At 52.8% G+C, this 21,623-nt stretch carries 21 protein-coding genes; 7 read left to right on the forward strand and 14 right to left on the reverse strand.

What is annotated here, in order from left to right; genetic code table 11:
- Positions 1–32: 32 nt before the first annotated feature.
- The 3 genes from RHD99_RS22785 to RHD99_RS22795 all read left to right on the forward strand — a co-directional run bounded on the left by RHD99_RS22785 (position 33) and on the right by RHD99_RS22795 (position 2,660).
- Positions 33–425 carry an allophanate hydrolase-related protein gene (locus tag RHD99_RS22785; protein ID WP_309876799.1) on the forward strand — a complete coding sequence of 131 codons (393 nt, stop codon included), beginning with the start codon at positions 33–35 and terminating at the stop codon, positions 423–425.
- Between the two features lie 24 nt (positions 426–449).
- Entirely contained in the window at positions 450–1,673 is a 1,224-nt protein-coding gene (locus tag RHD99_RS22790) for a cytosine permease (RefSeq protein WP_309876801.1), read from the forward strand.
- A 78-nt stretch (positions 1,674–1,751) separates the two neighbouring features.
- Entirely contained in the window at positions 1,752–2,660 is a 909-nt protein-coding gene (locus tag RHD99_RS22795) for a LysR substrate-binding domain-containing protein (RefSeq protein WP_183273122.1), read from the forward strand.
- Between the two features lie 233 nt (positions 2,661–2,893).
- Here the strand turns inward: RHD99_RS22795 and metE are convergent, their stop codons facing one another.
- The gene (metE, locus tag RHD99_RS22800; RefSeq protein WP_309876805.1) at positions 2,894–5,155 is read right to left on the reverse strand and encodes a 5-methyltetrahydropteroyltriglutamate--homocysteine S-methyltransferase; all 2,262 of its coding nucleotides are present in this window, start codon (positions 5,153–5,155) and stop codon (positions 2,894–2,896) included.
- Positions 5,156–5,275: 120 nt separating this feature from the next.
- Here metE and metR point away from each other — a divergent pair, with 120 nt between their 5' ends.
- Positions 5,276–6,229: an HTH-type transcriptional regulator MetR gene (metR, locus tag RHD99_RS22805; protein WP_183273120.1), complete on the forward strand. Its 954-nt coding sequence runs from the start codon at positions 5,276–5,278 to the stop codon at positions 6,227–6,229.
- Here metR and RHD99_RS22810 read toward each other — a convergent pair.
- The 3 genes from RHD99_RS22810 to pldB form a co-directional block, all read right to left on the reverse strand.
- A complete protein-coding gene (locus RHD99_RS22810) occupies positions 6,117–7,016 on the reverse strand; it encodes a carboxylate/amino acid/amine transporter (RefSeq protein WP_309876808.1) in 900 nt (299 codons plus the stop codon). The two genes, metR and RHD99_RS22810, sit on opposite strands and share 113 nt — an antisense overlap.
- 108 nt (positions 7,017–7,124) lie before the next feature.
- Entirely contained in the window at positions 7,125–7,931 is an 807-nt protein-coding gene (gene yigL / locus RHD99_RS22815) for a sugar/pyridoxal phosphate phosphatase YigL (RefSeq protein WP_309876810.1), read from the reverse strand.
- Between the two features lie 31 nt (positions 7,932–7,962).
- The gene (gene pldB, locus RHD99_RS22820) at positions 7,963–8,955 is read right to left on the reverse strand and encodes a lysophospholipase L2 (protein ID WP_309876812.1); all 993 of its coding nucleotides are present in this window, start codon (positions 8,953–8,955) and stop codon (positions 7,963–7,965) included.
- Positions 8,956–9,034: 79 nt separating this feature from the next.
- Here pldB and rhtB point away from each other — a divergent pair, with 79 nt between their 5' ends.
- A complete protein-coding gene (gene rhtB / locus RHD99_RS22825) occupies positions 9,035–9,655 on the forward strand; it encodes a homoserine/homoserine lactone efflux protein (RefSeq protein WP_183273116.1) in 621 nt (206 codons plus the stop codon).
- A gap of 140 nt (positions 9,656–9,795) precedes the next feature.
- Here rhtB and rhtC read toward each other — a convergent pair whose 3' ends face one another.
- The 3 genes from rhtC to pldA form a co-directional block, all read right to left on the reverse strand.
- A complete protein-coding gene (rhtC, locus tag RHD99_RS22830; RefSeq protein ID WP_183273115.1) occupies positions 9,796–10,416 on the reverse strand; it encodes a threonine export protein RhtC in 621 nt (206 codons plus the stop codon).
- 67 nt (positions 10,417–10,483) lie between these two features.
- Entirely contained in the window at positions 10,484–12,313 is a 1,830-nt protein-coding gene (recQ, locus tag RHD99_RS22835; RefSeq protein ID WP_309876814.1) for an ATP-dependent DNA helicase RecQ, read from the reverse strand.
- A 43-nt stretch (positions 12,314–12,356) separates the two neighbouring features.
- Positions 12,357–13,226, reverse strand: coding sequence for a phospholipase A (gene pldA / locus RHD99_RS22840; protein ID WP_309876816.1), 870 nt, complete (start codon positions 13,224–13,226; stop codon positions 12,357–12,359).
- Positions 13,227–13,388: 162 nt separating this feature from the next.
- On the opposite strand from pldA, the gene RHD99_RS22845 reads away from it, so the two are divergent.
- Both RHD99_RS22845 and rarD read left to right on the forward strand, forming a co-directional pair.
- Positions 13,389–13,859, forward strand: coding sequence for a thioesterase family protein (locus RHD99_RS22845; RefSeq protein ID WP_309876818.1), 471 nt, complete (start codon positions 13,389–13,391; stop codon positions 13,857–13,859).
- Positions 13,860–13,910: 51 nt separating this feature from the next.
- On the forward strand, positions 13,911–14,825 hold the full coding sequence (rarD, locus tag RHD99_RS22850) for an EamA family transporter RarD (protein WP_309876820.1): 915 nt from the start codon (positions 13,911–13,913) through the stop codon (positions 14,823–14,825).
- Between the two features lie 38 nt (positions 14,826–14,863).
- On the opposite strand, the gene corA is transcribed toward rarD, so the two are convergent.
- The 7 genes from corA to dapF all read right to left on the reverse strand — a co-directional run bounded on the left by corA (position 14,864) and on the right by dapF (position 21,614).
- A complete protein-coding gene (gene corA, locus RHD99_RS22855) occupies positions 14,864–15,814 on the reverse strand; it encodes a magnesium/cobalt transporter CorA (protein ID WP_183273110.1) in 951 nt (316 codons plus the stop codon).
- 163 nt (positions 15,815–15,977) lie between these two features.
- The gene (gene ysgD / locus RHD99_RS24050) at positions 15,978–16,034 is read right to left on the reverse strand and encodes a YsgD/CorL family protein (RefSeq protein WP_367597360.1); all 57 of its coding nucleotides are present in this window, start codon (positions 16,032–16,034) and stop codon (positions 15,978–15,980) included.
- Positions 16,035–16,241: 207 nt separating this feature from the next.
- A complete protein-coding gene (gene uvrD, locus RHD99_RS22860) occupies positions 16,242–18,404 on the reverse strand; it encodes a DNA helicase II (protein WP_309876822.1) in 2,163 nt (720 codons plus the stop codon).
- Between the two features lie 66 nt (positions 18,405–18,470).
- A complete protein-coding gene (gene yigB, locus RHD99_RS22865; RefSeq protein ID WP_309876824.1) occupies positions 18,471–19,187 on the reverse strand; it encodes a 5-amino-6-(5-phospho-D-ribitylamino)uracil phosphatase YigB in 717 nt (238 codons plus the stop codon).
- Entirely contained in the window at positions 19,187–20,092 is a 906-nt protein-coding gene (gene xerC / locus RHD99_RS22870) for a tyrosine recombinase XerC (RefSeq protein WP_183273107.1), read from the reverse strand. The genes yigB and xerC overlap by 1 nt, the downstream gene beginning before the upstream one ends.
- Complete coding sequence (locus tag RHD99_RS22875) at positions 20,089–20,793, reverse strand: DUF484 domain-containing protein (RefSeq protein WP_183273105.1); 705 nt, start codon at positions 20,791–20,793, stop codon at positions 20,089–20,091. The genes xerC and RHD99_RS22875 overlap by 4 nt, the downstream gene beginning before the upstream one ends.
- Complete coding sequence (dapF, locus tag RHD99_RS22880; RefSeq protein ID WP_183273103.1) at positions 20,790–21,614, reverse strand: diaminopimelate epimerase; 825 nt, start codon at positions 21,612–21,614, stop codon at positions 20,790–20,792. Before dapF ends, RHD99_RS22875 begins: the two co-directional genes overlap by 4 nt.
- Positions 21,615–21,623 lie beyond the last annotated feature (9 nt).

Raw genomic sequence — 21,623 nt, forward strand, 5'->3', positions numbered from 1 at the left:
GCCCCTTATGACAAATTTTCTGGAGAACTATCATGGCTCAAACAACTTTACTCGCAGTCAACGGCACCCTGATGCGCGGCCTGAAACTCAACCCGAACATGCAAAAAGCAGGCGGTGTGTTCGTGCGTGAAGCCCGTACCGACGCGCACTACCGCATCTGGAGCATTAACGACGACCATCCAGGCATGATCCGCGTGATGCAAGGCGGCACAAATGTCTCGCTGGAAATCTGGGAGCTGCCGTTAGCCAGCTTCGCCGCACTGCTGGAAAGCGAGCCTGCCGGGTTATCCATCGGCAAAGTCAAACTCGAAGACGGCAGCGAAGTGCTGGGCGTGCTGGCGGAAAACTGGCTGACCGAAGGGCAAAAAGAGATCACCGATCTGGGATGCTGGCGCAAATACACCGGCCATTTCCATACTGCGTAAAACGCCATTCAGAGGGAACAAGATATGCGTAAGACCCAAGAGAGTCTCAACACGGCGTCAGGATTACGTATTGCCATGATTTTGCTGGGCATTGCCGTCACGCCCGTGCTGCTGTCGTCTTCAAGCCTCGGCAACCAGCTTTCCAGCTCTAGTCTGATAAGCGTCGTATTGCTGGGCGGCCTGATTCTGACCGTGTTGTCGGCGATTACTATCAGCGTGGGCGAAAAAGCCCGTCTGCCCACTTACGGCATTGTGAAATATCCGTTTGGCGAGAAAGGCGCGATTGCTATCAACATTCTGATGGCCATCAGCCTGTTTGGCTGGATTGCGGTGACCGCCAATATGTTCGGCCATTCAGTGCATGATTTACTGGCACAACATGGGCTGGAACTGCCGGTGCAACTGCTGGTAGCTGCGGGCTGTGTGATTTTTGTTGCCTCAACCGCGTTTGGTTTTGCGGTGCTGGGTAAAGTGGCGCAGTTTGCCGTGCCGGTGATTGCGCTAGTGCTTTGCTACATTCTTTACGTCGCAACGCATACCGAAGTTGCCGCACCCGCTGCGTTCACCAGCATGAACACCGGCGTCGCAGTATCAACCGTGGTCGGCACAATCATCGTGCTGGTTGCCACGCTGCCCGATTTCGGCAGTTTCGTGCATAACCGCAAACATGCGCTGATCGCCGCAGGCTTGACGTTCCTGGTGGCTTACCCGCTGCTGTATTGGGCAGGTGCGACGCCAAGCGCCATCTCCGGTCAGGGTTCTTTACTCGGCGCAATGGCGGTATTTGGTGCCGTTTTGCCTGCCGCTGTGCTGCTGATTTTTGCCTGCGTCACCGGTAATGCCGGGAATATGTTCCAGGGTACGCTGGTGGTTTCCACCCTGGTGACCCGTTTCCCTAAATGGCAGATCACCGTCGCACTGGGGATTTTATCCGCCATCGTCGGCAGTATGGATATCATGTCCTGGTTTATCCCGTTCCTGCTGTTCCTCGGGATTGCCACGCCGCCGGTTGCCGGGATTTATATCGCTGACTTCTTCCTTTATCGCCGTAACGGTTACGAAGAATCGGTGCTGACCCGCGACCCGCAAATCAAAGTGCTGACCTTCGTTGCCTGGATTCTGGGCGCCGCAGTTGGCTTTATGACGGTCAATGGGCTGTTTACGCTCACCACCATCCCTTCAGTTGATTCAATTGCGGTGGCCTGCGTCGCTTATGCGGTGTTGAGCCGTATGAGTAACCGCAGCTAATTCCTGGGTATACTTGGTGCAACTATAAGTGGCTAGGCTCGAAACAGTTTAGCCACTCAACACCAGCCAGGAAGCCACATGTTTATCTCCGATGAAACCATCCGCGTTGTCCATCTGGTCGCAAAATATCAGAGCATCACCACCGCCGCCGAGCAGTTGAACAAGGTGCCATCCGCTATCAGTTACACCATCAAAAAAGCCGAGGAGAGCATTGGCGCGGAGCTGTTTATCCGCAAGGGCCGCTATATCGAACTAACGCCTGCGGGTAGCTATTTCATCGAACACAGCAAAACCATTCTTGGCGATCTTGATGCGCTTAAACGCAACACGGTGCTGATTCATGACGGGATTGAAAAAGAGCTGTCTGTCGCAGTGAATAACATTATCCCCACCGCCACGCTGGTTGAGTTTATCCGGGATTTTGAGCGCGAATTTTCCTCCACCACGCTGACGGTCAATCTTGAGGTGTACAACGGCTGCTGGGACGCGCTTTACAGTAAACGCGCTGATTTAGTGATTGGCGCGCCGCATTCAGTGCCGAGCACGGAAGGGATCATCAGCGAACCGATTGGTCAACTGGAGTGGGATTTCGTGGTCAGCCCACAGCACCCGCTTGCCGGGCATCTCCAGCCGCTGGAAAACGCCGAGCTGCGCCAGTATTCCGCTATCTGCATCCGCGACACCGCCGTTAACTTCGCCCCACAACAGGCGTGGCTGCTGGAAGGTCAAAAACCGCTGTTTGTCCCGGACTTCGCCACCGCTATTGCGCTGATCCAGCAAAATGTCGGCATCGGTTATATTCCGCACCATCTGGCGCTGCCTCTGCTTAATAACGGTCAATTGCTGAAAAAACCGATGCAGGAACATAAACACGCCACCAAATTATTCCTGGCCGCCCGTTCTGATGGCATGGGCAAAGTTTGCCGTTGGTGTATGGATTATTTGTTGCAGCCTGCGGTGAGTGGGAAGTTGGGTGGTGGGAGTTGATTAAACGCTTTGCCCCTCACCCCAGCCCTCTCCCAAAGGGAGAGGGAGGAAAGAGTGTCTTTTCGCTAATGGACGAGGGAGAAAAGAGTGTCTTCTCGCTAATGGGCGAGGGAGAAAAGAGTGTCTTCTCGCTAATGGGCGAGGGAGAAAAGAGCGTCTTCTCGCTAATGGGCGAGGGAAAAAAGAACGTTCCCTCTCCCGTTTTGGGAGAGGGTTAGGGTGAGGGTAAATAATTAAGCGCTACGCAAGTTCTGCGCCGCCTTCACCATGTTCGCCAGCGCCTGGCGGGTTTCTGGCCAGCCGCGAGTTTTCAGGCCGCAGTCTGGGTTAACCCACAAACGCTCTGCCGGGACGCTCTCCGCCGCTTTCTTCAGTAACGCTTCAATCCATTCCACGCTTGGCACGTTCGGCGAGTGAATGTCATACACACCCGGCCCGATTTCGTTTGGATATTCGAACTCTTTGAACGATTCCAGCAGGTCCATATCGGAACGTGAAGTTTCAATGGTGATCACGTCCGCATCCAGCGCCGCAATGGAATCCATGATGTCGTTGAATTCGCAGTAACACATGTGGGTGTGGATCTGCGTGTCATCGCGTACCACAGCGGCGTTCAGGCGGAAAGCTTCCACGCCCCATTCCAGATACGCCTGCCAGTCGGACTGACGCAGCGGTAAACCTTCGCGCAGCGCGGGTTCGTCGATCTGAATGATGCCAATGCCCGCAGCTTCCAGATCCGCCACTTCGTCACGCAACGCTAAGGCGATTTGCTTCGCGATGGTTTCGCGCGACACGTCTTCGCGTGGGAATGACCAACACAGAATCGTCACCGGGCCCGTCAACATGCCTTTTACTGGTTTGTCAGTCAGGGATTGCGCGTACTTTGCCCACTCCACGGTGATCGCTTCCGGGCGGCTGATATCACCAATCACGACCGGCGGTTTCACACAGCGGGAGCCGTAGCTCTGCACCCAGCCGTTTTGCGTGAAGACGAAACCGTCGAGGTGTTCGCCAAAGTATTCCACCATGTCGTTGCGCTCGGCTTCGCCGTGTACCAGCACATCCAGCCCCAGACGTTCCTGTTCAGCTACCGCTTGTTTGATGTGTTCAGCGATACCAGTGCGATAGTTGTTGGCATCCAGATTTCCCTTTTTGAAGTCCAGGCGCAGGCCGCGGATTTCAGTGGTTTGCGGGAAAGAACCGATAGTTGTTGTCGGCCACGCTGGCAGGTTAAAGCGCTGACGCTGCGCCACGGCACGAGCGGCATAGTCGCTGTGACGTTGGCTGTCTTGCGCGGTAATGGTCGCCAGGCGCTGTTCTACTGCCGCGTTATGTACGCGGCTTGAATGGCGACGAGCCTGAATTGGCGCGCTCCATTCCACCAGCTTTTCGGTGTTACCGCTGTTTAACGCTTCAGTCAGCAGTGAAAGCTCAGCACATTTTTGCAGGGCGAAGGCAAACCAGCTTTTCACTTCCGCATCCAGACGCGTTTCCACACTGAGATCGATTGGGCTGTGTAGCAGGGAGCAAGAAGAGGCCACCCACAGATCACGTTTCCCGACAATTGCCTGCAATTGTTGATATTTTTCCGTCAGATCGGCACGCCAGACGTTACGCCCGTTAATTACCCCCGCAGACAGCAACCAGTCAGCCGGAAGCTGCTGATGCAACGCGTTGATATCATCTTTACCGTGTACGAAATCGACGTGCAGACCCTGGACCGGCAGCGCGGTGATGGTGTTCAGGTTTGGCGTGACGCCTTCGAAATAGGTGGTCAGCAACAGCTTAACGTTACCCTTCAGCGCGTCATAGGCAGGCTTGAACGCGTCCAGCCACGCCTGCGGCAACTCCAGCACCAGCGCGGGCTCGTCGATTTGCACCCATTCGATGCCGCGTTTTGCCAGTTCAGCCAGAACCTGTTGGTAAACCGGCAGAATGTCGTTGAGCAAGCTCAGGCGGTCGAACGGCTCACCCTTCACTTTACCCAGCCACAGATAGGTGACCGGGCCAAGCAGCACAGGTTTTACGTTGTGGCCCAGTGCCAGCGCTTCGTCCACTTCATCCAGAAGCTGTGTCCAGGTCAGTTTGAACTGCTGGCCTTGAGTAAATTCCGGCACCATGTAGTGATAGTTGGTGTTAAACCATTTCGTCATTTCTGCGGCAGCAGCAGGCTTGCCAGTCGGCGCGCGACCACGGCCCAGACGGAATAATGTGTCGATATCTACACTGCCGTCCGCGTTCTGATGACGAGCCGGTACATTGCCAAGTAACAAGCTGGTGGTCAGAACGTGATCGTACCAGGCGAAATCGCCCACTGGCAGTAACTCAACGCCGGACTGTTTTTGTTGATCCCAGTGACGAGCACGCAGTTCGCGGCCCACCGCCAGTAATTCTTCCTGGGTGGAATTGCCTGCCCAGTAACTTTCTTGTGCCTTTTTCAGTTCGCGGCGCAGGCCAACACGGGGGAAGCCGAGGGTGTGATTTTTGATTGTCATTTTCTTTCCTCAATATCATTATTCGACGCATTTAGCCGTCCAGATGTTTACACATCTATATTGTGCAGGTACTGTATATTCCTCAAGCGCAATTTGCTCATGCCGAAGTGAAGGACTTTCATGATCGAGATCAAACACCTGCGGACGCTCCAGGCGTTACGAAATTGCGGCTCTTTAGCCGCCGCCGCCGCCGCGTTGCATCAAACCCAATCGGCTCTCTCTCATCAGTTCAGCGATCTGGAGCAACGGCTTGGGTTCCGCCTGTTTGTCCGTAAAAGTCAGCCTCTGCGCTTTACTCCGCAGGGCGAAGTGCTATTGCAACTGGCAGAACAAGTGTTGCCGCAGATAAGCCGTGCGCTTCAGGCCTGCAACGAACCGCATCAGACAACGTTGCGTATCGCCATCGAATGCCATAGCTGTATTCAGTGGCTGACCCCGGCACTGGAGAACTTCCACAAAACCTGGCCGCAGGTGGATCTGGATTTCAAATCAGGCGTGACGTTCGACCCACAGCCCGCGCTACAGCAAAGCGAGCTGGATATCGTTTTGACATCAGACATTCTGCCGCGCAGCGGTCTGCACTATTCGCCGATGTTTGATTATGAAGTGCGCCTGGTGCTGGCAACGGATCATCCATTAGCCAACAAAACACGAATTGATCCGGAAGATTTGAGCAGTGAGACATTGTTGATTTACCCGGTGCAGCGCCAGCGTCTGGATATCTGGCGGCATTTCCTGCAACCGGCAGGCGTCAGCCCGTCGCTGAAAAGTGTGGATAACACGTTGTTGTTAATTCAGATGGTGTCGGCGCGCATGGGCATTGCCGCGCTGCCGCATTGGGTGGTAGAGAACGTAGAGCGCCAGGGTCTGGTGGTGACTAAAACCCTGGGCGAAGGATTGTGGAGCCGGTTGTACGCCGCCGTGCGCGATGGCGAGCAGCGTCAACCGGTGACAGAAGCGTTTATTCGCTCGACGCGCTCACACGCTTGCGAGCATCTGCCGTTTGTGAAGAACGCGGAGCGACCCAACGGCGATGCACCCATAGCGAGGCCATTATCACCGTCCCACCAATGATAAAACTCGGCCAGTGGGGCTGTTCTTGCCAGATGGCGAGGTTAACCAGCAGCCCTGCCGGAACATGCACGTTGTTCATGATGCCGAGCGTTCCTGCATCCACCTGCGTTGCGCCATAGTTCCACATGAAATAACCCAGCCCGGAAGCTACGACGCCGAGCCATACCAGGATGCCCCATTGCAGGTTGGTGCTCGGCAGTTTTTGCGGATTCCCCAGCACAAACCAGGCGCATACCGCCACAATGAATGCGCCAAGATAAAACCATGAGAATGCGCAATGCTGCGGCATCGGACGGGTTTCCATCAGCCGTTTATAACCCACCATGCCGATAGCAAAGCAGATGTTGGCCGCCTGCACCAACAGCAGGCCAGTCCAGAAGTGATCGCTCACTTTGTCATAGCGAATAATCGCCGCGCCAATCACCGCCAGCCCTGCACTTAATGCATAACCCCAGCGCAATTTGTTGCCACTGATCAGATCGTAAATTAGCGTGACATACAACGGCGTCATCACGGTGAACAAAAGGAATTCTGAGACGGTCAGGTAGAGGTATGCCTGGAAGCTAAACAGGTACATCACGCCGAGTTGCAGCGCGCCTACCAGCATATACAGCAGTAACGTTTTCGCGCTGTAACCTTTAAAACGCAGGAACGGCAGGAATACCAGGGCCGCAAGTCCGACGCGCATCAGCACCGAAAAATAGCTGTCGACATGCCCGGCAAGGTATTCGCCAATCAGACTAAATGAGAAGGCCCACAGGATTGTGGTGATGATCAGTAACGGCACGATGAAATCTCTACAACAGGTTATGCCTTATTGTAGCGAAGGGTGTTGGCAGAGGCTTAGGTATTTGGTTGACGAGTGGCGATTAAATCGCCACTCAATGTCGGCAAATTAATCTTTACCGAGGAACATCTTACGCAGGTAATGTGGAACGGCGTTATCGGCGTTGGTGCCAATCACTTCCAGCTCTGGCAACAAGTCTTTCAGGCGTTGGTGGGCATTGCCCATGATGCAGCCTTTACCCGCCATGCTGAGCATTTCTGCGTCGTTCATGCCATCACCAAAGGCGATGCACTCTTTCAGGCTGTAACCCATTGCTTTGGATACCGCTTCCAGCGCGTGTCCTTTGGATACCCCGCCCGCCATCACTTCCAGACAAGTGAGTGTCGAGAAGCTGACATTAACTCGGTCACCCCAACGGGCAATCAACGCTTGCTCAAGCGGCAGCAATTTTTCGTGCGAATCACAGGTGAAGAACACTTTGCTGATACCATCGGCATCCAGCAAACCTGGCTCAAACAGGCTGTAATTAAACACGGCCTCTTTAAAATATTTCATCTCTTCAGGGCGATGACGGTTCATGAACCATTCGTCACCACGGTAGACGTTGGTCACGATATCTTGATGGGTATGCACGACACCAAACAGATCACGGGCGATATCTTGATCAAGATCGTGGCTGAATACCAGGTTGCCGTCAGTATCATGCACGCGCGCACCGTTGGAGGTGATCATGTAAGCTTTGATTTCGAGGTTATCGCGGATTTGCCCCACATCGATATGGTGACGACCCGTAGCAAAGACGAAATTAACCCCTTCAGCGGTGAGCAATTTCAGCGTTTCTTTGGCGTATGGGGTGAGCAGGTGATCGGGGGACAACAACGTGCCATCTAAGTCAGACGCAACGACATGGTACATAGGATTTGAAACCTCAGGTGTTGAATTCAGATTAATTATGCCTATCAAAAAACGTGATAATGGCATTCAGCGCTTCGGTCCGTATATCGTCCTTTTCGAACAGGATCTCATGATATGCACCGTTTATGACGTAAGGTTTTTCCCCCTCACAAGGGTTGCCCGCCGTGGCTCGAAGTTCACAGAATTGGTCATGCGCGCGATTATCAACGACGCGTTCCTCTTCTGCCTGCAGGATAAAAATCGGCGTGGTAATCGCAGTGGCTCCTGCTAAAACCTGTTCTCCTGCGAGTATCCCTTCTCGTACCCAGTGATTCGTTGGCCCACCGACCCGCAATGCTGGCTCGTCAGCATAAAAACGTAGGTTTCGGCGGTAACGTTCACGGCTATGGGTCAGGACATTAACGCTAAATGGTAATGCGCGCCAGCGGCCTGTTCCGATTGCATATCCCTCACGAAAACGTTGATGACCTTCCGCCCAATCAAGAATATGACGAACCATCCAGTCCGGCCAGCGCAAGGCGATGCCAAACATGGGTGCGCTCAGCGCAACGGCATCAAAGCATTGTGAGTTCTTTTCCAGCCACAGCGTTATAATCGCCCCGCCCATGGAATGCGCTAACGCGTAGCGTTTTCTCCACGGACCATTCGCGACTTCATGCTGATAAAAGCGATCAAAATCGTCGACATAGTCGCTAAACTTCGCCACATGCCCGCGATGCGAATCCGATAGCATGCGTCCAGAACGCCCTTGTCCACGATGGTCGATGATTAAAATGTCGAATCCACAAAGAAATAAGTCGTACGCCAATTCAGCATATTTGACATAGCTTTCGATTCGCCCAGGACAAACAACAATAACGCGGTCATGATCCTGCGAGCGAAACCGTACGTAGCGTACCGGCACTTCGTCGACGCCTGAAAATTCACACTCTTCACGCTTACGCCAGAAGTCCATCAGTGGACCCGTGGTGAAAGCCGCAAAGGCATTTTCCCTGGATAACCATCCATTTTTATGCTGAGTCATTTCGCTTTTTTGTGATTCGTAGCACGCTCATCAACAATAGCGTATTGTGGCATAAAAGTGTTCGATCAGGGAATTTCACATGAGCGTTGAATGGTGGTTTACCTATCTCGTAACCACAATAATTCTGAGTCTTTCACCCGGTTCCGGGGCGATTAATACCATGACGACCGCCATTAGCCACGGCTATCGTGGTGCGGCTGCGTCTATTGCAGGGCTGCAAACCGGTCTTGCGATTCATATCGTGCTGGTTGGTATTGGCCTGGGGGCAATTTTTTCGCATTCGCTGCTGGCTTTTGAAATTTTGAAATGGGCGGGAGCCGCTTACCTTGTCTGGTTGGGGATTCAGCAATGGCGTGCCGCTGGGGCGATAGATTTAAATACGATAGCGGCCAGCCAGCCACGTAGCCGCCTGTTTAAGCGTGCGGTTTTTGTGAATCTCACCAATCCCAAGAGCATTGTCTTTCTCGCGGCACTTTTCCCACAATTTATCGCACCCCATCAGCCGCAAGCGGCACAGTATTTAATACTCGGCGTGACGACCGTCGTGGTCGATATTATTGTGATGATAGGCTATGCGACGCTGGCGACACGGATTGCGGGCTGGATTAAAGGGCCACGTCAGATGAAAGCACTAAACCGCGTGTTTGGTTCACTGTTTATGTTGGTTGGCGCGCTCTTAGCCGGAGCACGCCAGGCCTGATATACCCGTCATACTTCAAGCTGCCTCTTTGTTGGCTGCACTCACTTACCCGAATCGCTTAGTTTACTAAGCTCATCGGGATGCGCTCTCTGGCCGCCGCGATGCAACTCGAATTATTTTGGATATATTCAACGATATAGTTAGCGGGAAATGATCAGGTGGATACCGAATCCGGCAAACAATGCACCTGCGAACCCATCAATCCATTTAGCAAGGCGCTGGTAACCCCGGCGCATTTTCGGCAGTGCAAATAAGCTGGCAACCACGGTGAACCAGGCCAGTGTTTCCAGTGAAATCAAAACAAACAAGCCCCAACGTTCTGCACTACCCACATCATCGCCGACAAACAATGAGAACACGCTGCCGAAGTAGATAATCGCTTTTGGGTTTGCCAGGTTAGTGAGTAATCCTTTTACAAAACTGCGTCCGCTACGAGCCAGTTCAACATTCGGTGCTTGCTCGGAAGGCTTCTCTTTCTTCAATGCGCCACGCAGCATCTGGTAGCCCATCCAGCAAAGATACAAACCACCGCCAACCATGATGATGTTGTGCAACCACGCCATTTTTTCCAGAATCAGATGCAAACCCAGCAGCGCTACGCCTGCCCAGATCATGACACCCATGGTAATTCCCAATACACCCATCATCGCTTCTTTACGAGAGCGGCTGACTGCGGTCTGGGAAACAAAGAAAAAATCGGGACCGGGGCTCATCAGCGCAACGATATGCACTAATGCCACCGTGAGGAAGAGCATCAACATAGGAGTTAACTCGCAGGATAATTATTCAGTGAGCAACCATCCTGCCACGTTCGGGCAAGGCTGGCTACTACTCATCTTCGCCATCAACATGGCTGCGAATCAGTGCCATGAACTCACGACCAAAACGTTCCAGCTTACGCGTTCCAACACCATTCACGCCCAGCATTTCGCCTGGGGTAATCGGCATCTGCTCGGACATTTCGATTAATGTCGCGTCGTTAAACACCACATACGGTGGAATGTTTTCTTCATCGGCAATGGCTTTTCGCAGTTTACGCAGTTTGGCGAACAGCTTGCGGTCATAGTTACCGCCGAACGCTTTCTGGCTGCTGCTGCGGGATTTAACCGCGACGATACGCGGCACAGCAAGCATTAGAGGTTCTTCGCCGCGCAAGAACGGGCGAGCCGCTTCGGTGAGCTGCAATGCGGAGTGCTGGGCGATGTTTTGTGTCACCACGCCCAGGTGAATGAGTTGGCGGATAACGCTGACCCAATGTTCGTGCGTCTGGTCACGGCCTATTCCGTAGACCGGCAGCTTGTCGTGCTGCAAATCGCGAATACGCTGATTGTTAGCGCCACGCAGCACTTCCACCACATAGCCCATACCAAAGCGCTGATTGACGCGATAAATACAAGACAGCGCTTTTTGCGCATCCACCAGCCCGTCGTAACGACGCGGCGGATCGAGACAAATATCGCAGTTGCCACAAGATTGCTGGCGACCTTCGCCAAAGTAATTCAGCAATACCAGGCGGCGGCAGGTTTGCGCTTCAGCAAACGCCCCCATCGCATTGAGTTTATGGCGTTCGATGTCCTGCAATTGCCCGACCGGTTTTTCTTCCAGGCATTTACGCAACCAGGCCATATCGGCAGGATCGTAAAATAGCATGGCTTCCGCAGGCAGGCCGTCACGCCCCGCGCGCCCGGTTTCCTGATAGTAGGATTCGATATTACGTGGGATGTCGAAGTGGGCGACAAAACGGACGTTGGGCTTATTGATACCCATGCCGAATGCCACCGTAGCGACCACGATTTGCAGATCGTCTCGCTGGAATTTTTCCTGCACTTCAGCACGCACCTGGTGTTCAAGCCCAGCGTGATAAGCACCGGCGCTGATCCCTTTGCTTTGTAGGCGAGCGGCCGTATCTTCGACTTTGGCGCGGCTGCCACAATAGATAATGCCGGATTTTCCTTTCTGTTCTTGCACGTAGCGCATCAGCTGATCGAGAGGTTTAAACTTCTCCATCAGCATGTAGCGAATATTCGGTCGGTCAAAACTGCTGATTTCAATAAACGGATCGTGCAGACCTAAAAGGCGAACAATATCAGCACGAGTGGTGTCGTCAGCAGTGGCGGTGAGGGCAATAAATGGCACCGTGGGCAGGCGCTCACGCAACTGGCCCAGCGCGGCATATTCTGGTCGGAAATCGTGACCCCATTGCGAAATACAATGCGCTTCGTCGACCGCCACCATCGAGAGATGCCATTGGCTGAGTTGATCAATGAAGTTATCCATCATCAATCGTTCGGGGGCGATGTACAGCAGGCGAATTTGCCCGGTGCGACAACCCGCAAGCACTTCTTGCTGCTGCTCGCGAGTTTGCGTTGAGTTAAGACAGGCCGCCGCAACGCCGTTTGCCAGCAGTTGATCAACCTGGTCTTTCATCAAAGAAATCAGCGGCGAAACCACGACGGTTAGCCCACCGAATACCAGTGCCGGGATTTGATAGCACAGTGATTTACCACCACCAGTCGGCATGACAACCAGGCAATCACGCCCTTCCAGCACCGTTTCGATGATGGTTTCCTGACCCGGGCGGAACTGTTGATAGCCAAAGGTATCTTGCAAAACCTGCCTGGCCAGCACTGCCTGATTAATGACTTCCGCCTGTGTCACGCTTTCCCCACCACAAATACCGCCAGTTTTTAAAACAAATCGTTTAGAAAAGATCGTTAAGCATAACGCCGACACCAAAGCGTGTCTGGTTAAAGTTGTAATCAATTAATGATTCGCCATAGCCACTGTACAGTTGGCTATATAGGCGGACGTGTTTAGTGACCGGATAACTAAAGCCTAATTCTGCGCCGCCGTAACCGGTATTCCAGTTGTACTGGCCTTTCATGCTCAGAATTGCATCACCAAACTGGTAGCCGACTCGCAGCTGGTAGTAGCCCATATATTTGGTGATATCAGGGTTATCGTCGGTGCTGCCAATGACATACCACGGCTTCACTTCCACCATCCAGTTGCCATTTTCAGCCATTAAACGCGTGTATAAACGGTTCCAGCTGCGGGACGTTGGGTCTGAACGGCCATTGGAATCGTGATTATAACCAAATTCGACATCACGTAATGTCCAACCCGCAAAGGATTCATCGGTCGCAAAACCGAGGAAAACTTGCGGTTCGTAGTTGGTTTCACGGAAAGGAGCAGACTCTTCACTGTTTGATAGCTGCCACCAGGATTTCTGTGTGTAGGACGCGCCCAGCACCGAGTTTGATCCAAAAATGCCACGCCAGATTGGGAACGCGAGGCTAAGCTGGAATTTCACTTCATCTTTCTTGGCATTATCAGACCAGTTGTAGGTTTTGATCGCTTCTTTATTGAGGTCGTCTGTCACCGTGTAAATTAAATAGTTGGTTTCATACGGATAAAGTGTAAATGGATTATCGTGTTCCAGAAGCATATTGGCGATGATGCTGCCGCGTACAGCGGGCGTATCGTGCACTCTTTTAATCGTTGCTTCCTGTGCGTAAGCAGTCAGCGGTAGCAGGCTCGCCGCCACTAACCATCCCAGAAACTTGCGCATTGGCAATATTCTCCTGAACAAAAAGGTTTCAAATTATTTTCTCCGACACATTTTACATAGATATGCATGCTCAAGCTCTGTCTACCTTTCTTAAAGTGGAAATCAACGATTTTGAAGCATAAAATAAACAATTAATTAACATAACGAGATCGAGGAAGATCCATGTCGACCCCATTTCTAAGCCCTGAGGCCGCCCTGCAACTGGTCGGTGAGATTTTTGTTTATCACATGCCATTCAACCGCGCGCTGGGTCTGGAACTTATCCGGTATGAAAAAAACTACGCTGAACTGAGCTTTAATAACCAACCGATGATGGTGGGGAACTGGGCGCAAAGTATTTTGCATGGTGGCGTCATTGCTTCTTCTTTGGATGTTGCAGCAGGCCTGGTTTGTGTTGGTAGTACACTGACCCGCCACGACAGTATTAGCGAAGAAGAACTGCGTCAGCGTCTGTCAAAAATGGGCACTATCGACTTACGTGTCGACTACCTGCGTCCGGGCCGTGGGCAACGATTTACCGCCAGTAGCAACCTGCTGCGTGCCGGGAATAAAGTGGCGGTTGCGCGCGTGGAATTACACAACGAAGAACGGGTGCATATCGCCAGCGCAACCGCCACCTACATGGTGGGGTGAAAAGGGTATTCCTGTTACTATTTGCTTACTATTCATCAACGAGTTCCTTTCATGGATGCGAAACAAACCCGCCAGGGCGTGTTACTTGCGCTGGCGGCGTATTTTATTTGGGGCATTGCGCCTGCTTATTTCAAATTAATCCACTACGTCCCAGCAGATGAAATCCTGACGCATCGCGTGATTTGGTCGTTCTTTTTTATGGTGGTGTTGATTAGCTTGAGCCGCCAGTGGCCACAGGTGAAAAAATCCTGTCAAAACCGTAAGAAGGTTTTTGCGATGGCGCTGTCTGCGGTGCTGATCGGTGGGAACTGGCTGTTGTTCATTTGGGCGGTGAATAACAATCACATGCTGGAAGCGAGCCTCGGCTACTTCATTAACCCGTTGGTTAACGTCGTACTGGGGATGATCTTCCTTGGTGAACGGTTCCGCAGAATGCAGTGGGTAGCCGTGGCACTCGCAGCCTGTGGCGTTCTGGTTCAGCTTTGGACATTCGGCTCGCTACCGATTATCGCTCTTGGCCTCGCGTTCAGCTTTGCGTTTTACGGGCTGGTGCGTAAGAAAATCGCCGTCGATGCACAAACAGGAATGTTGGTAGAAACGCTGTGGCTATTACCGATTGCCGCTATCTATTTGTTTGGTATCGCAGACAGCTCAACCAGCCATATGGGGCAAAACCCCATGTCTCTGAATTTACTGCTTATCGCGGCAGGTGTGGTCACAACGATTCCGCTACTGTGTTTCACCGCAGCGGCAACGCGCTTGCGCCTCTCGACGTTGGGTTTCTTCCAGTACCTTGGCCCTACCCTTATGTTCCTGCTGGCTGTGACGTTCTACGGTGAAGTGGTCGGCAAAGATAAGATGCTGACCTTCGGGTTTATCTGGGCAGCACTGGCGTTGTTTATTCTTGATGCGGTTTATACACAACGACATTCACGAATTGCAGCACGCAGCGCGGCTGATAAATAGTAAAAAGGGAGCCATTCGGCTCCCTTTCCATTTTCATCTCACAACCAGTTCTTCCGCTTGAAGTAGAGATAAGGTGCAAGCCCCGCGAGGATCATCACGATAATCGCCGCTGGATAACCGAAGCTCAGTTTCAACTCTGGCATAAACTCGAAGTTCATTCCGTAGCTGGACGCCACAAGCGTTGGCGGCAGGAACACGACCGATACCACCGAGAAGATCTTGATGATGCGGTTCTGCTCGATGTTGATAAAGCCCATCGCCGCCTGCATCAGGAAGTTAACTTTCTGGAACAGGGATTCGTTGTGTGGCAGCAGGGATTCGATATCTCGCAGGATTTCACGCGCCTGCTCCAGTTGCCCACTCGGCAAACGCGCTTTACGCACCAGGAAGTTGAGTGCGCGTTGGGTATCCATCAGACACAAACGCACTTTCCAGCCGATATCTTCAAGCTCTGCGAGTGTTGAAAGCGCAGCGTCGTACTCATCGCCTTGATGCCCTTCCATAATCACGCGGCTGAGTTTCTCGAGGTCGCTATAAATATTTTCGATTTCATCTGCCAGCTGTTCGATTTTGGTTTCAAACAGGTCGAGCAGTAATTCGTAAGCGTTGCCGTCCACCATCGCGTTACTACGGGCGCGCATACGGTAAAGGCGAAATGCCGGTAATTCACGTTCACGAAGCGTAAACAGGCGACCTTCACGAATGGTGAATGCCACGGTGCTGTTGCCCGCATGATCGTCTGCATCTTCAAAAAAGAAAAATGAGTGGATGTGCAAGCCGTCTTCGTCTTCAAAGAAACGCGCGGATGCTTCGATGTCTTCCAGTTCCGGGCGTGTTGCCAGGCTTTGACCAAGTTCCGTTTGCACGCGCTGCCGCTCATTCTCTTCAGGCTCGACCAGATCAACCCAGACAGAATTGCTCAGGTTGTCAGCCTCGTCTAATTCGAGACGGCACAGACGATTGTTTTCCAGTTGAAATGCGCTCAGCATGACCGGTACTCCCAATGCAAAAAATAACAGGGACAGTTCGGTTGGCACACAGACAGAAACGATATAGGTTTCAGACCATTAAAAAGTCTGACTCATTGCGACGGGATATACGAGATATGAGGTCGCCGACAACCACTAAGGCTATCAGCATAAGAGGATAGCCTTAGAAGTTGTACCTGGATGACAGGTTATTGAGCCAGTATTTACTGGGTGTGTCCAAGGCGAGTGTCCTCTTAGCGTAATCGTGCGCGCATGTTACGCCACCACAAATATGGCGTCAACACGCAACGGGATACCCGTCGTCTTTCAAGTTGCAGGTGCGTTAGCTACGTTCACTCACCCAAATCACTTACTTATGTAAGCTCATCGGGATTCGTTCTCTTGCCGCCTTCCTGAAACTTGAAATCCATTGGGTAACTATAAAAAATTACACCGTTTCCAGGCGTGCATAAGCTGCCACCAACCACTTAATTCCCTGGCCTGGGAATGCCACCTGAATTCGGCTGTGTTCACCGCTCCCTTCCAGGTTGACGACCGTGCCTTCACCAAATTTGGCATGGCGAACACGCTGCCCAAGGCTAAAGCCAGAATCATTCTCGGAGATTGGCGTTCCCATGCGTTTATGGCTGACCGGGCGGCTGATGCTTGCCCGCAGGCGCACTTCTTCCACGCAGTTTTCCGGCAACTCGCCGATAAAGCGTGACGGCCGGTGATAGACTTCTTTGCCATACAAACGGCGCGTTTCGGCATAGGTTAACGTGAGTTTTTGCATCGCACGCGTCACGCCGACGTAAGCCAGGCGGCGCTCTTCTTCCAGGCGTCCACCTTCATCCAGTGACATCTGGCTCGGGAACATGCCCTCTTCCATGCCGACGATAAAGACTTGCGGGAACTCCAGACCTTTCGCCGAGTGCAATGTCATCAATTGCACCGCGTCTTGCCAGGTATCCGCTTGCCCTTCACCGGCTTCAAGAGCCGCATGTGACAGAAAAGCCTGCAGAGGCATCAGGTCTTCGTCTTCATCCTGGTAGCTGAACTGGCGTGTTGCTGTGACCAGTTCTTCTAAGTTTTCGATACGCGTCTGGCCTTTCTCACCCTTTTCTTGCTCGTACATCATCATCAGACCGGAATCTTTGATTACACGGTCAGTTTGTACGTGCAGAGGCATATCAATGGTTTCATGGGCCAGCGCGTCGATAAGCTCCATAAAGCGTTGCAGCGCTGAAGCCGCACGCCCCGCCAGCACTTTTTCCTGAAGCAACAAACGGCAGGCTTGCCACATTGTCAGTTGCTTGTCGCGGGAAGTCTGGCGAACAACGTCCAGCGTGCGATCGCCAATGCCACGCGTTGGCGTGTTTACCACACGTTCAAATGCGGCATCGTCGTTACGGTTGGCGATCAGGCGCAGATAAGAGAGCGCATCTTTGATTTCCTGGCGCTCGAAGAAGCGCATCCCACCGTAAATACGGTACGGCATGCTGACCTGCAATAATGCTTCTTCCAGTACACGAGACTGGGCGTTGCTGCGATAAAGAATCGCGCATTGCTCGAGTGCACCGCCATTTTCCTGCCACGTCTTGATGCGATTAACCACGAAACGGGCTTCGTCCAGTTCGTTAAAAGCACAGTAAAGTGAAATAGGTTCCCCGTCGCTGCCATCAGTCCACAGCTCTTTACCCAGACGGCCTGAGTTATTCGCAATCAAGGCGTTGGCGGCATTCAGGATGTTATTGGTGGAACGGTAGTTTTGCTCAAGGCGAATGGTTTGTGCGCCAGGGAAATCCGTCAGGAAGCGCTGGATGTTCTCAACCTGCGCACCGCGCCAGCCATAAATGGACTGGTCATCATCGCCAACGATCATCACTTTGCCGGTGTCACCCGCCAGCATACGAATCCACGCGTACTGGATGCTGTTGGTATCCTGGAATTCGTCCACCAGAATGTTGGTGAAGCGTTCGCGATAGTGATTGAGAATGTGCGGTTTGTTCAGCCAAAGCTCATGAGCACGCAGCAGCAGCTCGGCGAAATCCAGCAAGCCCGCGCGGTCACACGCTTCCTGATAAGCCTGATAAATTTTTTGCCAGGTTTGCTCTACCGGATTGCCATAGCTTTCTATGTGGTGCGGACGTAAACCTTCGTCTTTCTTACCGTTGATAAACCACATCGCCTGGCGTGCAGGCCACTGTTTATCATCAAGATTCATGGCTTTGATCAGGCGCTTTAACAAACGGAGTTGATCTTCGCTGTCGAGGATTTGGAAATCCTGAGGCAAATTCGCATCCATGTGATGCGCGCGCAGTAAACGATGTGCAAGGCCGTGGAAAGTACCGACCCACATCCCGCCCTGACTGGTGCCCATCAACTGACCAATACGGTGGCGCATTTCTGCGGCTGCTTTGTTGGTGAACGTCACGGCCATAATGGAATATGGCGAGCAATTTTCGACGCTAATCAACCAGGCAATGCGGTGAACCAATACGCGTGTCTTACCACTGCCCGCTCCGGCCAGCACCAGCATATTGCTACGCGTGGCTGCGACGGCTTCGCGCTGTTTGTCATTGAGGCTGTCGAGCAGGTAAGAAACGTCCATTGGCACCGCCACGTAAGAGAAGTGGCGGTCAGCCACCCCTGGAATTTTATACAGAGTTGTTGATGATTATATCAGCGCGGTGAGGGATGCCAACTGCGAAATTTCCAGATGTGGCAATAAACGGCTGTCATCAATCTGCATCAAGTCGCCATCGCGCAGGTTTATCCAGCACGCCTGTAACCCACTGCGAATCGCCCCTGCGACATCCGTCGTCAGGTCATCGCCAACATGCAGGATATGGCCGAGCGGAACATTCAGCTTTTCTGCTGCCAAATGATACATGTCGTTGAAGGGCTTGGAACGCCCATGAGGACCCGCTCGCAAGACAAACTTAAAGTAATGATCGAGGCCAAAAAGATGGGGCTCGGCATTACCGTTTGTAATCGCCACCAGCGGCCACTTTTTAGCAAGCGCAGCCAGCGTGTCGTGAGTTTCTTGCGGCACGTCGATTTGACTACGCCAGTGGGCAAAGTTCTCCATCGATGCCTGTGCGCCTGCGGAGGCTTCCTCTGCCGAAAGACCCGCGTTTAACATCGCTTGTTCTACCGCACGGCGACGCCATTCGGTGACATCGTGATAAATATCTGGTTCTGCGAGGCGCAGCGCATGTCGAATACGCAAAAAATCGGGGCGTTGAAGATGGTTTAGCTTCGGATGGTAATTCTGCACGAAGCTCATTGATTCCCGCTCGGTACGCTCAATCACCGCACGGTTGTCGTACAGCGTATCGTCGAGATCAAAAGTGAGCGCGGCAATAGTCCCTAATGGGCGGTAAAAATGCATTACGATTTCCCTCGTTTAGCGCGTGGATGGGCAGCATCATACACTGAGGCTAAGTGTTGGAAGTCGAGATGGGTATAGATTTGCGTCGTGGAAAGATTGGCGTGGCCTAATAACTCCTGCACGCCGCGCAAATCACCGCTGGATTCCAGCATGTGCGTGGCGAATGAGTGGCGCAGTTTGTGTGGATGTACATGGCTGTTCAGCCCCTGTTTTATCCCCCACTCGCTAAAACGTTTCTGGACGTTGCGCGTTGAAATACGCTTCCCTTGTTTCGAGAGAAACAGCGCATCGTCATCCGGACCAAAAAGCTCGCGCAAATCCAGCCAGTGTTCAACCCAGATAACGGCAGATTTCCCCACCGGAACCCGACGCTCTTTGCTGCCTTTCCCCATCACCCAAACTTCGCCCGTCGTCAGGTCGATATGACGACAATCCATATTAACCAGTTCAGAAAGACGCAGCCCTGCTCCGTACATGACTTCCAGCATTGCACGGTCGCGTACCGCAAGCGGATCGTTAATGTCGATATCCAGCAGACGGTTAACGTCATCGACATCGATATTTTTGGGCAGGTGACGGCCAGCTTTCGGCGTCGTTATACCTTTTGCGGGATTGGCTTTAAGTTCGCCCTGGCTGACACACCAGTCAAAGAAACTGCGAAGCGCGGAGAGACGTAATGCCAGGCTTGACGGCCCAAGACCTGCCTTGCGGCTGCGAACGGCCAGGGAACGAACCACCGCTGCATCGCACTGCTGCCAGGAGTTCAACTTCATCTCAGCGGCAAGGCCGATAATCGCAGCCAACTGACGACCATAATTAAGCAAGGTCAGCGGGCTTAGCTGGCGCTCTACTTTCAGGTAGCGCAGAAAGCCATCGACAGAGGATTGCAGCGGGGAGACGGTCATACTCGCTCGATCCAACGCTCCAGAAGATCGGGCAGCATCAGCGCCAGTTCGTGCAGTAATTGCGTGCCTTGCCCTTCCTGGTAATGCTGAGGATCGCGGCTACTGAATACCAGCACGCCTAAATCCGCATCACTTCCTAACAGCGACAGTGCCACAGAACCAATAGCTTTTGCCTGAGGCAAAACAACCAGTAACTCAGGGCCGTTCAGCGACCCGAGATAATGCTGTCGGTCGCCCAGACGTTGAATGCGAAGCGACTCGAAAGCCTGTCGACTCAGCGCCAAATGCGTAAAATCAGAAGGAGCACCAATCCGCCAACGGTCTGCAAAAAGACGCACATTCGCGCCAGCCAGACCCATTTCACGCGCCCAACGGTGCAGACGGTTGAGCATTTCCTGCAAGCTGGTTGCAGACGCCAGGCGGCCCTGCAATTTCAGTAAGCGATAGAAAAGCCCTTCGTTGGCACTCGCTTGTTCCATCAACAAGGTCATGTTTTCTTCAAGAAAATTGATATGGTTACGGCTGCGCGCCATGTGCCACTCAACCAACGATACAGTACCGCGCACCGGATGCGGGACTTGCATCTGTTCTACATGCTGGGCGTTACGAATAAAGAAATCGGGATGACGTAGCAGATACTCCGCCACAACACGGTCATCCAGTTCCAGTACGGCTTCTTGCTGTTCCTCGGCGTTCTTCATAGATGTATAAATCCATCATAGACATGGGCCGCCGGACCGGTCATAAACAGCGGATTTCCCGGCCCTTTCCAGGCGATATCAAGGCGGCCACCAGGCAGCTCTACGCGAACCTGTTCCGCAAGTATTCCTTGCAAGATGCCCACGGCAACTGCGCCGCAAGCTCCACTACCACAAGCTTGTGTTTCCCCCGCGCCGCGCTCATAAACACGCAGGCGGATATGCTCTTTCGTCACGACCTGCATAAAGCCGATATTCGCGCGCTCCGGGAAACGCTCATGGTTTTCCATCACCGGCCCCAATGTTTCCACAGCAGCCGTCGTCACATCATCGACTTGGATAACGCAATGCGGGTTACCCATCGAGACGACGCCACACATAATGGTTTGTTCGGCGGCACGCATAATATAGGTCTTTTCCGCTTTGTTTGCGCGGAACGGTACGGCGGATGGCTCGAAGTTCGGCTCACCCATATTCACGCATACCAGCTCATCTTCGGTCACGCTGAGGACCATGCGACCATTGGCAGTGCTGACGCGAATATCGCGTTTGTTAGTCAGCCCTTTCAGGCGCACAAAACGCGCGAAACAACGCGCACCATTGCCGCATTGAGAAACTTCGCTGCCATCGGCGTTGAAAATACGGTAATGGAAATCCAGGTCAGGATCGTAAGGTGGCTCAACCACCAGCAACTGATCGAAACCCACTCCCAGATGTCTGTCGGCCAGTCGGCGAATCAGCTCAGGGGAGAAATAGACGTTTTGAGTCACCGCGTCGACGACCATAAAGTCATTACCAAGGCCATGCATCTTCGAAAACTGCATCTTCTGCTC

The sequence above is a fragment of the Buttiauxella selenatireducens genome (assembly GCF_031432975.1).
Classification (GTDB): Bacteria; Pseudomonadota; Gammaproteobacteria; order Enterobacterales; family Enterobacteriaceae; genus Buttiauxella; species Buttiauxella selenatireducens.